Here is a 12,914-nt window from a genome sequence, read left to right on the forward strand (position 1 = left end):
AACGCTGTTCACCACAGAGACAAAAAAGTAAGAACAAAAAATCCTATTTCATTTTTATTTGAATTTCTTTGTGCCTTTGTGGTGAAGAGTCTCCGGATTCAATCCGCACAACCCCGTCAGGAGACGCGGCAGATGAAGCACTTGAGGTACTCGGTCTCGAGGCAGGAGGCGGAAATCGGGTGGTCGGGGGCCTGCCCTCGTTGTTCGAGGATCTGGATCGAGCGGCCGGAGAGTTCGGCGATCTGGCCGAGGATATCGGCGAAGAGGCCGCGATCGACGAGGCCGGAGCAGGAGCAGGTCACCAGGATCCCTCCCGGCTCGAGGACGTCGAGGGCCGCGCGGTTCAATCGGAGATAGCCCTTCAGAGCATCCTCGACGCCTCGGGGATGCCGCGCGAATTTCGGCGGGTCGCAGATCACGACGCCGAACCGGCGTCCTCCGCTGCGGAGCGTCTCGAGGGTGTCGAAGACGTCGGCGGCTTCGAAGCGGGCGGCACCGAGCTTGTTGATGACCGCATGGTGGCGGGCGACTTCGATGGCGGTCGAGGAGCTGTCGATCCCCAGGACCGACGTCGCACCGCCGTGCAGGAGCGCGTTCAGCGTGAAACCCCCGGTGTAGCAGAAGAGGTCGAGAACCTCCTTGCCCTGGCAATAAGCGGCGACCGCCTTACGGTTCGTGCGTTGATCGAGGTAGAAACCGGTTTTCTGCCCGGCTTTAAGGTCAACCCAGAAGGTCAGGCCATTCTCGACGACCTCGACGGGGGCCTCGGGAGGGGTCCCGAAATAGAGGTCGCCGTGGGCCGGAATTCCTTCCTGTTCCGCCGTCACCCGTTCCGGACGCGCGAGGATCCCTTGGGCGTCCGTGAGCTTCGCCAGGTGTTCGACCAGGAGCTCTCGGCGCTGGAAGAGGGCGAGGCTCGTGAACTGGGCGACCAACCAGCGGTCGTAGCGATCGACCGTCAGGCCCGAGAGCCCATCCGCCTCGCTCGAGACGAGACGGCACCCGACCCCGGGACCGACCAGGCCGAGGGCATCGCGACGGAGAGACACGGCCTCGTCGAGGCGACGGATCCAATAGTCGTCGTCGAGCGGCCCACCGTCCCAGCGATAGAGACGGACGCGAATCGCACTCTTGGGGTTGAAGATCCCCCGGCCGATGAATTGGCCTTCGTGGCTGACGACCTCGACTTCGCCCCCAGGCTGCGGGTCGCCCTCGACCCGGCCGATCGAGGTGACGAAGACCCAGGGATGCTTCGCGAAGAACGGGCGAGCCCGGCGCGGTTTGATGATGACTCGAGGGAGGCTGGACATCGCAAGGCGTCCTTGGGACACGACCGTTCCAAACGGGCTCAACGCCCGGGTCACATGACCATCTAACCGGGATTCGCGCGAGATTCAGGGGAATTCGGCGCGAGGCACGCCATCGAATCACCCGCGAAGGCACCTCGGGCGCGACAAGTGGTCGGCCTTCCTGTCAGGATCTCGTCATGAAAAAGCCAACGAACCTCAATCGAAACCCGAGGCACGATCGGAAGTCACTCGAGGGGCGCGGCCGATCATTCTTTGCCGGGTTCGGGGGCGCGGCTCGCCGCCTCGAATTCGGCGAGGTAGGCCAGAGTCCGGTCGAGCTGGTTCTTCAGGTGCCGGACCCGGAGCAGGCTCTTGATTCGGCAAAGGAGCTCGACCTTGTTCACGGGCTTCGTGAGGAAGTCGTCGGTGCCCGACTGGACGCCGCGCTCGAAATCGGACGCTTCGTTCAGCGCGGTGACCATCAGGATGAGGAGATCCTTGGTGGCCGGGTTGGAGCGGAGCTTGCGACAGACTTCGAAGCCCGAGAGCCTCGGCATCATCACGTCGAGCAGGAGCAGGTCGGGCGCGAACTCCTCGACGACCTTGAGGGTGTCTTCCCCGTCGAACGCGGTGCGGATCTCGCAGTCGACGTCGCCGAGGTAGGCTTCCAACAACTCCACGTTCTGGATGTTGTCGTCGGCGATCAGGATTTTCGGGGGGCCTTTCGGAAGATCCAAGGCAGGTTCTCCAGGACTCACTGGCCGAAAGCGCCCGAAATCCCCGGGGGTCGAGTCGTGAGAGCGTTCGCGGGCGACGGTGGCGTCGCTTACGCGACGGCCACACGATCGTGACGATTCTAACCGTATCCCGGAGATGCCGGAATCGGAATTCTCCCAGGCGGCCCACATCCAGAGGCACGCATGCTTGCAAACGTAGGACGAGTGTCGCTTGCCGGCGGGAAATGGCGTGGTAGAATATCAATCAACGCGTTGCTCAACCTGTAGAGAACGGCTCTCTTCGGGACGCGACACACGCCCTCTCGGCTCCGAGGAGGCTCGTCCGTGCCCTTGCGCGAAATCGACCGGCAATTGCTCGACCGCTGCCTGCGGAAGGAACCCGGCGCCTGGAATGACTTCGTCGATCGATATATGGGCTTGATTTACCACGTGATCCACCACGTGTCCCACGCCCGGAGTAGCATTCTTTCCGCGCCCGATATCGAGGACATCGCCGCCGAGATCTTCCTGGAGATCGTCGACGACGACTACGGAGCCCTGCGACGTTTCAAGGGGACCAGTTCGCTGCCGACCTATCTCACGGTGGTCGCCCGTCGGATCTGCGTCAAGGAGGTCATCAAACGGCATCGGGAAGCCGAGCTCGGCCACACCCAGGCCCATCGTGCGATCGTGGCCGACGAGGAGGCCTCAGGCGAGGCCGAGTCGATCGCCACGGCGGAGGAAGTCGAGCGCATGCTCGAGAACCTTCCCGAGCGCGAGGCCGAGGTGATCAAGCTCTATCACCTCAAGTACCTGAACTACCGCCAGATCGGCAAGCAGCTCGGGATCCCCGAGAATTCGGTCGGCCCGATCCTGGCGAGCGCCCGGAAACGGCTCCGAAGGACCGCCGAACAGCGTGCGGGTTGATCTCAAACCTCACACGCCCCTTCGCGTCGTCGCGGGTCCGATTCCCTTCCCCTCAAGCCCCGGATCAACGATCGTTGTCCGGGGCGAAGTTTCGACGCCAACTCGTCGTATCCGGCCGAGCGTACTGTGTCTCCGGTGCGCTCGGCCCTCGTGCGTCGTCGAGTGAATCACTCTGAGAGGCGAGGGTCGCCGACAAGGCGACTCGATCGTCGCCCGTCCGCATGGCCCCGTCCAGTCCCTCCGCAGGGGCCTCGGGGGCTCCGAGCTCGACGTTGGCTCCCTCCCCCGAGCCGCCCGTCGGCGGGGCAGGGAGGGTTTCACGGATTTCGGTCGTGCCGCCGCGGGGGACCCGGGCCGCATTGGCGAGATTCACCTTGTCGTAACCCTTGTGCGGCTTCTCGACGAACATCTCACGACGCGGCCCGGAGAAAACGACGTTGGCCGTGGTCTTCTCCGCGATGATCGCGATGTCCATCGTCATCCGATTGGGCTGTTTCCACTCGAGCCTCAATGACTTCGGCACCATGACCGTCTCGGTCGACGCCTCGCCTTCCCCGCTCGCGACTGGCTGATAGCTCGCGATCGTGGCCTTGGCGAGCAGCTCCTTCTTATCCGAGTAGAGCTGCTGCTCAATGACCTGGCCGGTCGACTCCTTGACGATCATCTGCCGAATGACGGTTTGCCCACCGGACTGAGTTGGCCGCTGAGTCAGGACGACCGTATCCGGCTGGGTACCCCGGGTGACCTTGAGCTCGTTGATCTCCTCCTCCGTGAAGACTCGGAGGCCGAGGGACTCCACGAGCCAGTCGGGTTGGAGCGCCGCCGCGAGCGAGTTCGTCCCAGCGTCGTCGTAATTCGCGTAATACGACACCCGCTCCTTGGGGTCGTTGCTGTTGCTGGCGACCCAGAACCAGAACTTCTCGTCGTTCGAGCCGATGTCCGCAACCTCACCGCTGCGGTGTCCGGCCATGATCGAGAGCTTGAAGTTGCGGGGACGTTCCATCGCAAGCAGGCCGTCGACGGGATAGGGGGGATTACGCCCGATCCGCACCGTAATCCTCGCCGTCGCGTCGAGGGTCTGGATCTTCTCGGCGTTCTGGTTGTGCGCGGCGACCACCTGATGGGCGTCCAGCGAGGCCCGAGGTAGGACAGGTTCGCGGCGCGCCAGGTTGTCGACGCCGGCCGTTCGGCAACCGGTGCCGACGGATGTCGCCAGCAGGAGGAACAGGGCTGGCCGCGCATACCTCATGACAACTCTCCACGGCCGGGAATTCGACCGGCGCGAAGGCGACGTCTTCTATGCCAAAGGATGTCGATCGTGGGAAAGCCTTGCGACGGGAGGGCGAAAGGTATCCCATCCGCCCCGATCGAGCAAGCTCGATCTCCGTCGCCGCAGACCCGACCACTTCCCTAAAGATCGGCCGGAACGTCGGATCAACCCTTGAGAAATTCTCCCAGGGCGTCAAAACCTTTCTCGAGCGTCGTCAGGTCGGTGGCGAACGAGAGCCTGGCGTACCCCTCGGCCCCGAACGCCGATCCCATCACGAGCGCCACGTGGGCCGAGGACAACGCGGTGAGGCAGAACGCCGTGGAGTCGGTGATCACCTTGCCGCCGAGAGTCCGGCCGAGGTGGGCCGAGATGTTCATGAACGCATAAAACGCGCCGCCGGGGGGAATACACGTGACATCCGGGAGCCCCTTAATCCGCTCCAGGACATACGACCGGCGCTTCTCGAACTGGGCCTTCATCGCGACGACCGAGTCCTGCGGGCCGGTGATCGCCTCGAGGGCCGCCCACTGGCTGACCGAGCACGGGTTGCTCGTCTCCTGGCTCTGCACGTCGGACATGAACTTGGCGACGGGCAGGGGGGCAATGGACCAGCCAATCCGCCAGCCGGTCATCGCATAAGACTTGCTCACCCCGGAAATCGTGATCGTCCGCTCGGCGAGTCCCGGGCGAAGAGTCGCGAAGCAGGTCGCCTGGGCGCCGTCGTAGAGCAGTTGCTCGTAGATTTCGTCGGAGAGCACCCCAAGGTTGGGGAACTGGAGCACGGCGTCCGCCAGGGCCTCGAGCTCCGATCGCTCGTAAACGACGCCCGTCGGGTTCGAGGGGCTGTTGAGCATCAAGAGTTTGGTCCTGGGCGTGACCGCTTCCAGGAACTGTTCGGGGCTGAGCTTGAACCCGCTCGCCTCGGTCGTCGGGATCACGACCGGCGTCGCACCCGTCAACTTCACGAGGTCGGCGTAGCTCACCCAGTACGGCGCGGGGATGATCACCTCATCGCCGGGGCCGCAGATGGCCATCAGGGTGTTGTGGATCGAGTGCTTGGCCCCATTGGAGATGACGACCTGCGCGTCCTGTGTGGGGAGGCCGTGCGTCTCGGTGTAAAGCTTGGCCAGGGCCCGTTTCAATTCGGGGATGCCGGCGGGCGGCGTGTAATGCGTCTTCCCCGAGCGGATCGCACGCAAGGCCGCTTCCTGAATATTTTCGGGCGTGTCGAAATCGGGTTCCCCGAGCGCGAAGTCGAGCACCGCGACTCCTTCGGCTTTCAGTCGCTTCGCCGCATCCGCCATTGCCAAGGTCGCCGACGGTGCAATCGCCTTCTCCCGCTCGGCCAGTGTCAGAGACATCGCGCCCTCTCTCCTCAATGAACTTTCGAAGATTCCCGGCGTTCTGGCCGGATGCACGCCTTTGTTATCCGATTCGACCACTCCACCCTATCACGGACGTCCTCCCCCGTCACGCCCGAGAGCGATCGGCCGACCCGTCCCAACCCTACCGACGACATTTTCCTCCCAAGGGATCACGCTTACCTAATTCGCCAAAAACTTTGCCCAAGCTGCCGGCGAATGGTAAGATGTGGTGACCTGAGAAGTCTTGACGATCGCACGGCAACAACTCCCGAGGAATTCGGCACCGAAGAGACTCCAGGTTTCACTGATTTACGCCGATCCTCGAATGTGAACTTATTGAGTCACTGTTGCTCCTTTGAAGACATAAAGCTTAGGCGCGAGGTTTACGCTCGGTCTGGAATGGAAAGCCTATCCCTGACATCCGGTTATGGTCCGGGAATGCGAGAGGAGCTCGCGATCGACGTGGCGGCGCTTGGCCCACGACACCAACGACTTGGCGATACTTGAGGGTGGGGGGACTCATGCACCGCGTTGTGGTCACAGGAATCGGGGTCGTCTCGCCTAATGGGATTGGGCGTCGCGACTTCAGTGAGGCCATCATCGAGGGTCGTTCCGGCGTGGGCGTCATCGAACGCTTCGACACGACGGGGCTGCCAATCAAAATCGCGGCCGAAGTCAAGAACTTCGACGTCATGCCGTTCCTCGGCGAGAATAAGAAAAGCGCGAAGCTGATGAGCCGGGCGGTGGGTTTCGCCGTCGGCGCGGCCGCGCTCGCCGTCGACGACTCCGGACTGGACACGGCTAAGATCGATCCGGCCCGTTACGGCGTCTGCATGGGGACGGGGATCACGCCCGTCGACGTCACCGAGCTGGTCGGCCCGATCTCTCGGGGCATTCGCCCCGACGGCTCTTTTGACATGAGCGAGTTCACCCAGGCTCGCGCCGAGACGATTTTCCCGCTCTGGCTCCTCCAGCACCTGCCGAACATGGCGGCGGCTCACATCTCGATCCTTCACCACGCGATGGGCCCGAACAACACGATCGTGACCGCGTGCGCCGCGGGGACCCAGGCCGTGGGCGAAGCTTTCCGCCTGATTGCCCGAGGGGATGCCGACATCATGCTGGCCGGCGGCTGCGACAGCCGGCTCGACCCGCAGCTCCTCGTGGCCTACCACGCGATGAAGACGGTCAGTTCCTCGGTCCGGACGCCTTCGGAAGTCTCGAGGCCTTTCGACGGCGAGCGGGATGGCTTCGTGCTCGGCGAGGGGGCCGCGGTGCTCGTCCTCGAGAGCTTGCAACGGGCCAAGCGGCGGAAGGCGACGATCTACGCCGAGGTCACCGGCTATGGTTCCTCGTTCGACGCCTACGGGATCACTCGCCCTGAGCCGGAAGGCAAGGGGGCGGCGATCGCCATGAAGGCCGCCCTGAAGGAAGCCCGGGTCGATGCCTCCGCGATCGACTACATCAACGCTCACGGCACGAGCACTCGGCTGAACGACCTGATGGAGACAGTCGCCGTGAAGCGGGTCTTCGGCCATCGGGCCGCGTCGATCCCGATGAGCTCCCAGAAGTCGATGGTCGGCCACCTGATTGGGGCCTCGGGCGCACTCGAAGCGGCCGCGACCGCCATGTCGCTCCAGCGTGGCGTGATCCCGCCCACGATCAACCAGGCGACACCCGACCCCGCCTGCGACCTCGACTACGTCCCGAATACGGCGAGGGAGATGCCCTTGCGGACCGCCATCTCCAACAGCTTCGGCTTCGGGGGCCAGAACGCCTCGCTCGTCATGTCGCACTTCTGACGGCCCACGAAAGGTGGAACCGCTCGGCCCGCGAAGTCTCGCGGGCCGAAGTCTTTTCCGGGTGATCCCTCAAAGGCCCTCGGCCTTCGAGCGCACGAGGGCCGACAACTCCCGCTCAATTCGGCCGAAGACTTCTCCCCAGTCTCCTTCCATCGACTGTCGGAACAGTCGCATCGAAGGATACCAAGGGCAATCCTCGCGGTGCTCCATCCACCGCCATTCGGCCACCGACGAGAGCGCGACCCAGACCGGCGCCCCCAGGCTCCCGGCCAGATGCGCCACCGACATGTCGGCCGTCACCACCAGGTCGAGGTTACGGATCACGGCGGCGGTCTCATTGAAGTCGGTCAACGCCTCGGCCCCCGAGGTTTCCAGGTCCTCGACCGAGAAGTTGCCCGCATTCTCGAGGAGTTGCTCGACGCCGAAGCCCTTCTGGAGACTAATCAGTCTCACGCCCTCCAGTCCGGCCAGGCCGGCGTAGTGCGCCAGGGCGAATGACCGGCGACGGTCCATCCGATGCTTGGGATTCCCTTGCCAGGTGATCCCGACTTTGAATTCCGTCCGTCCTCCGAGCCGACGCCCCCAGCTCTCGACGCGTTCGGGCGAGGGAGAGAGGTAAGGGACCTCGGCAGGCAACGTCTCGAGCGTCGTCCCGAGGATTGCCGGGAGGCTCATCAGTGGGGCGTGGCAGGAGAATCCGCTCGCGGTCATCCCCGGAGGGATGATCCGATCGATCCAAGGGCAACTCGCGAGGAGGCTCGCCAGTGGCTCCGGGCAGAGGAGGGCGACTATGCCCCCTTTCCGCTTGACATCCCGGGCGAAACGGAGGAACTGGAGAGTGTCTCCGAATCCCTGCTCGGTGTGCAGCAGGATCGTCCGACCCGCGAGATCCTGGCCATCCCAGAGGGGCAGCCCGAACGTCGGCATCCCTCGGCCCGGGCACTTCCACCGCCACTCGTATTCGGGCCAGCCGCGAGCGAAGTCGCCTCGGGCCAGCCAGACCGCCGACCGGTTCCGCCTCGCCTCCGCGAAGTCGGGATCGAGCCGCAACGCCTCGTGGTAGCACGCCAACGCGTCGTCGAACCGCCCCATCCGGGCATACGTCATCCCGAGGCCGTTGTGGGCACTCGGCCAATCGGGGCGAAGCTGAAGCACACGACTGAGCCGGTCGATCGCGAGCTCATAGTGTCCTCGGCCCGAGAGCATGATCCCCAGGTTCAGCTCGACGTCCGGCGAGTCGGGCCGGAGTTCGATCGCTCGTCGGTAGCAATCGTCCGCCTCGTCGGCCCGCTTCTGCTCCCAGAGGGCATTCCCGATGTTATTCAGGATGTCGGCGTCGTCGGGACGCAGTTCAAGGGCACGGCGATAGTAGCGTTCGGCCGCCTCGCTCTCTCCTTTGCCCCAGATTGCATTACCCAGGTTGTTCCAAATGTCGGCATCGTCGGGGCGGAGTTCCCGGGCGCGGTGGAGACAGACCATGGCCTCATCATATTCGCACAATTTCAAAAGGGACAAACCCAGGCTGAAGTACGTCTCGGCGGTGCCGGGTCGGAGCTCCTCCACCTGGCGCGCGTAGTCCATCGCCTCCTCGCGCTTGCCAAGTGCCGCGAAGATGTCGGCGAGGTTGCTGTGGACCTCGACGGAGTCCGGCCTGAGCACGAGCGCGCGACGGTAGTACGACAGGGCGTCTTCGTCGCGACCGAGCAGCCGGAGAACGTTCCCCAAACTATTGTGGATGGCCGCCGAGTCCGGCCGAAGCCGGAGGGCTTGCCCGTATCGCTCGAGAGCTTCGTCGGCGCGGCCCGACTGCCTCAGGGAGTGGCCCAGATTCGTGAGGACTTCGGCTTGTTCGGGCACGAACACGAGGGCCTGCTCGTAGGCTTCGACCGCGTCGTCCCACCTGTCCTGGGCCGCGAGCGACAGGCCGAGGAGATTGAGGGCCGGCGCGTCTCCAGGCCGCAGGGCCAACGCCCTTCGATAACTCATCTCGGCCTCGGCCCAACGTGATCGAGCCGCGAGCGTGAGTCCCAGGTTGAGATGCGCCTCGGGCCAGTCGTCTTCGAGGCGTACGGCCGTTTCCGCGATGAGAATCGCTTCGTCGATTCGTCCCAGGATCCGGAGCACGTTGCCGAGGTCGCTTTGAACTCGGGCCGACTCCGGACGGAGTTCGGCCGCTCGCCGAAAGGATTCGACGGCATCGCCCGCTCGACCGACGACCACGAGGGCAATGCCTAGGCTCGTTAGCGTCTCGACCCGATTCGGTTCGAGGAACGCAAGGCGTCTCAGGTCTTGGATCGCCTCGATGTGTCGGCCCTGCGCCATCAGCTCATTCGACCGTCGGAGCAGGACCTCGGATTCAACGGGTCCGGTGTGCGGTCGGGACTTCGTCAACAGTTCCTGAGTCGGTGACATGGACCCGATCCTCCTCGACAGGCCGACGGCGCTGCCCCTTGGCGAGACTCCCCAGAAGATCCGGAGTCGTTCCGTTCGATCACCCGAAGGCTAAAACCTCGGGCACGCTTCGAGCCGGCTTCCACCCCTCGACCAGCCAGTCCTCCCCGTTGTCGGCGGAGAGTAAAGCCGGACCGGCCGGAACTTCCAACCCCAAGTTGGTGGTCGCGAGTTGGGCTCGTCGGTAAACCTGGTCGACCTTGACCGATTCGGATCGACGGGATAGCTTTCCGCAACTTCGTAAGAGGAACCCGCTCGACCTTGGAGGCGAGGCAAGTGATGCGACGGACCGCACTGGCAACCGCGCTATTCGCGGGATTGACGGGCGCTGGCTGCATGACGACCGGACCGGTCGCCGGGACGGCGCTGAGCGTCACGGGCTTCAGCTACGCCGCAGGCCGCGCAACCCAGGATTTCGCCCTTCCGGCGCCGACCGTGCAGTCGGCGATCACGACGGCGATGGAAGACCTGCGGATGCAGTCGACCAGCCAAACGTCCGAGGCCGGCGCCATGATTCACCACGGCACCACGGCCGACAATCGCCGCGTGACGATCCACGTCCGGCCCAATCCGGGCGCGACCCGCGTGAGCGTCCGAATCGGCTGGTTCGGCGACGAGCCGCTCTCGAAGGCCCTCATGGATCGGATCGGGGTCCGACTCGGAACGTTGCCCCCGACCGCCATCCCCACCGACCCACCGAGCGAGCCCGGCTCGAATCCTTACTTCTCCAAGAGTGCGATTCCCGACTCCGTCATGCTCCGAGACCAAGCCGACGCGATCTATCGAGACTCGCCAGTCCCTTAAGGTACCGGTTTCTCGACGACTTCGAGTCCTCGAAACGCTTCGACGAATCCCCGTCGGTCATGCGCATTCAAACAATCATATCGCCGTTCTTACAATAGCGATCGAACCTGCGCCGTCCCTCCCCTCGGCCCGGAACGGATCCTGAGCGCGAAGTCAACGGCCGCGCCCAGCCCGTCCCATTCTCGCATGATCTGCTCTGCGCAAGCCGCATGGATGATCTCCAGGCCGACACAAGGCCGTGGCGAAGCTCACGAGCCTCGAAGGGTGTGGGCAGGACAGCCATCGGCGCGCGTTCCACGCTCGATCACCCGACGACGCATCGGGTCGCCGGTGCGACGATCAATCGCATCCCCGAGACGCCTCGACCTGACGGGGGCAATCGCTGTCGAGATCGACAACAACGCCCTCGGACCGGCAAGGGCGTACGCACAACGGTCGATCCTTAATAAAGGAGTCCCGGCGAATCTCAATCGGCCGGAGACCACGCCTTGTAAAAAATCATGCATCACCGCCGGCTGGCTTCGATCGGCGATGGCCTAGCGGTTACGAATGATTGTTTTCAGGTTCCTAGACGTTCAAAAAGCAAACGCCTTCAAATAGCACTTCGTGAAATCGAATGCTTATGAAAATGGATTCGGCGGGCTTGAGGACTTGATCCGAGGGGAGGAGAAGGGCGAGTGAAAGGCCAACCGCGGCCCGCGACGTCTCGGCATCCTGCCAGGACGGCGCGCGGGCCGTGTGGCCATTCTCCCGAGAGATGGAGACTCGACACGAGGCCGAGACCCTTCCCTCACGGTAGAGGATCGAACCCGGCGATAGCATCCCTGCCGACCAGGAATCGAGCCTGATTTTTTCTAGCGAACTCCACGCCACGACGAATGAGAGGCGTGGTTCAGAACAAGGGTGGGATGAGAATCAATCTACATCGAAAGATTGGAGCACGACTCAGAGGCGAAGCGAAGAGTGTCGTGCTCGCAGGACGGTCGCCAAAATACGATGAGATCGCCGATCAGTCAACCCTCTCACCGCGACTTTTCCCGAGAATTCTCCGGATCCGGCGCGTTCGCGAATGCCTGAATGGCCGTGAGATCATAACTCACATACAGTTGCGAAACCGAGGCGGCGAGGGCTATCGAGGGCTTGCGGCCGAAGCCTTGGAGTGCGATGGTCGGACCTGTCGCGGATCCCGATCCAGGAGTACACGAGGATGTCGGTCCACATCGGCTTCGATCACTATACGATCGCCCATCGGGCGCATTCGGCCCGGACGACGCTCGAGTTCGCCAAGGCGCATGGGTTCGACGGGGTCCAATTCCTCGACCCCTCGGCATTCGATCTCGAGTTGGCCCCGGACGCCCTCGAGGAGCACCGCCGACTGGCGGACTCGCTCGGGCTCTACCTCGAGGTGGGGATCCCTTCGCCGAACCCGGTGAGGCGTTCGCGCGAGTTGGGATGCGAGGTCGACACAACGGCGCACGCGCGGACGCTCGCCGTCCAGATCGAGGCCGTGGCCGCACTCGGGGCCCGCCACGCCCGCGCCTATCTAGGCGACCGCCATGATCGATTCCGGACCGATGTCCGCTGGAAAACGCAGCTCGAGGGGTCTCTCGCGGTCCTGGGTCGCCTCGCCCCCAGGCTCCGCGAGTTGGGGGTCCGCGTCGCGCTCGAGACCCACGCCGACGCCACCGTCGACGAGCTCCTCGACGTCGTCGACCAGCTCGGCGAGGACGTCGCCGGAGTGACCCTGGACACGGGGAACCTCCTCATGCGGCTCGAGGAGCCCGTCAGGGCCGCAGAACGGCTCGCGCCCCTGGTCCTGGCCACGCACGTCAAGGACGCCGTCCTGGCGTTCACCCCTCGAGGCCTCTGCTGGCAGGCCAGGCCCGTCGGCTCCGGGATCGTGCCGATCCCCGACGTCCTCGCCCCCTTGATCCGGGCCAATCCGGGGCTTCGGCTCTCGATCGAGCTCCACCCGAGGACCTACGACCTGCCGATCTACGATCCGACCTGGCTCGCCTTCTTCCCCCGACTCCGCCCCGACGCCCTCGCCTCAGTCGTCCGCTACGCCGCCGCCTGCGAGCGCCGATTTGCCGAAGGCTCCCTCGCCAGGCCCGGGACCATCGAAGCCGTCCCCTGGGCCGAACGCGACCTCGACTGGTTGGCCAGCTCGCTCGGATACCTCAGATCGGTCGCGCCGGTAGTGGCGCGGATCGAATCCTGAGTCGGACGGGGGAAGAAACACGAAATCGCATGATCAAAATTAACAATTTAATCGTCGATCCCAATTTCAC

9 protein-coding genes are annotated in these 12,914 nt (G+C 64.1%); 4 read left to right on the forward strand and 5 right to left on the reverse strand.

Annotated features, from left to right (window positions below):
• Positions 1–116: 116 nt before the first annotated feature.
• Both ACYOEI_RS15950 and ACYOEI_RS15955 read right to left on the reverse strand, forming a co-directional pair.
• Positions 117–1,310 carry a class I SAM-dependent rRNA methyltransferase gene (locus tag ACYOEI_RS15950; protein WP_462850512.1) on the reverse strand — a complete coding sequence of 398 codons (1,194 nt, stop codon included), beginning with the start codon at positions 1,308–1,310 and terminating at the stop codon, positions 117–119.
• A gap of 245 nt (positions 1,311–1,555) precedes the next feature.
• The gene (locus ACYOEI_RS15955; RefSeq protein WP_462850513.1) at positions 1,556–2,026 is read right to left on the reverse strand and encodes a response regulator; all 471 of its coding nucleotides are present in this window, start codon (positions 2,024–2,026) and stop codon (positions 1,556–1,558) included.
• Between the two features lie 324 nt (positions 2,027–2,350).
• On the opposite strand from ACYOEI_RS15955, the gene ACYOEI_RS15960 reads away from it, so the two are divergent.
• The gene (locus ACYOEI_RS15960) at positions 2,351–2,932 is read left to right on the forward strand and encodes an RNA polymerase sigma factor (protein WP_462850514.1); all 582 of its coding nucleotides are present in this window, start codon (positions 2,351–2,353) and stop codon (positions 2,930–2,932) included.
• A 64-nt stretch (positions 2,933–2,996) separates the two neighbouring features.
• On the opposite strand, the gene ACYOEI_RS15965 is transcribed toward ACYOEI_RS15960, so the two are convergent.
• Together ACYOEI_RS15965 and ACYOEI_RS15970 are read right to left on the reverse strand one after the other, a co-directional pair.
• Complete coding sequence (locus tag ACYOEI_RS15965; RefSeq protein ID WP_462850515.1) at positions 2,997–4,181, reverse strand: hypothetical protein; 1,185 nt, start codon at positions 4,179–4,181, stop codon at positions 2,997–2,999.
• A 185-nt stretch (positions 4,182–4,366) separates the two neighbouring features.
• Positions 4,367–5,563, reverse strand: coding sequence for a pyridoxal phosphate-dependent aminotransferase (locus ACYOEI_RS15970; protein WP_462850516.1), 1,197 nt, complete (start codon positions 5,561–5,563; stop codon positions 4,367–4,369).
• A 524-nt stretch (positions 5,564–6,087) separates the two neighbouring features.
• On the opposite strand from ACYOEI_RS15970, the gene ACYOEI_RS15975 reads away from it, so the two are divergent.
• Positions 6,088–7,368: a beta-ketoacyl-[acyl-carrier-protein] synthase family protein gene (locus ACYOEI_RS15975; protein ID WP_462850517.1), complete on the forward strand. Its 1,281-nt coding sequence runs from the start codon at positions 6,088–6,090 to the stop codon at positions 7,366–7,368.
• A 69-nt stretch (positions 7,369–7,437) separates the two neighbouring features.
• Here ACYOEI_RS15975 and ACYOEI_RS15980 read toward each other — a convergent pair whose 3' ends face one another.
• Positions 7,438–9,780: a tetratricopeptide repeat protein gene (locus ACYOEI_RS15980; RefSeq protein ID WP_462850518.1), complete on the reverse strand. Its 2,343-nt coding sequence runs from the start codon at positions 9,778–9,780 to the stop codon at positions 7,438–7,440.
• Positions 9,781–10,098: 318 nt separating this feature from the next.
• On the opposite strand from ACYOEI_RS15980, the gene ACYOEI_RS15985 reads away from it, so the two are divergent.
• The gene (locus ACYOEI_RS15985) at positions 10,099–10,623 is read left to right on the forward strand and encodes a DUF3568 family protein (RefSeq protein WP_462850520.1); all 525 of its coding nucleotides are present in this window, start codon (positions 10,099–10,101) and stop codon (positions 10,621–10,623) included.
• 1,207 nt (positions 10,624–11,830) lie between these two features.
• Entirely contained in the window at positions 11,831–12,844 is a 1,014-nt protein-coding gene (locus ACYOEI_RS15990; protein ID WP_462850521.1) for a sugar phosphate isomerase/epimerase family protein, read from the forward strand.
• The last annotated feature ends 70 nt before the right edge of the window (positions 12,845–12,914 follow it).

The sequence above is a fragment of the Singulisphaera rosea genome (assembly GCF_054877945.1).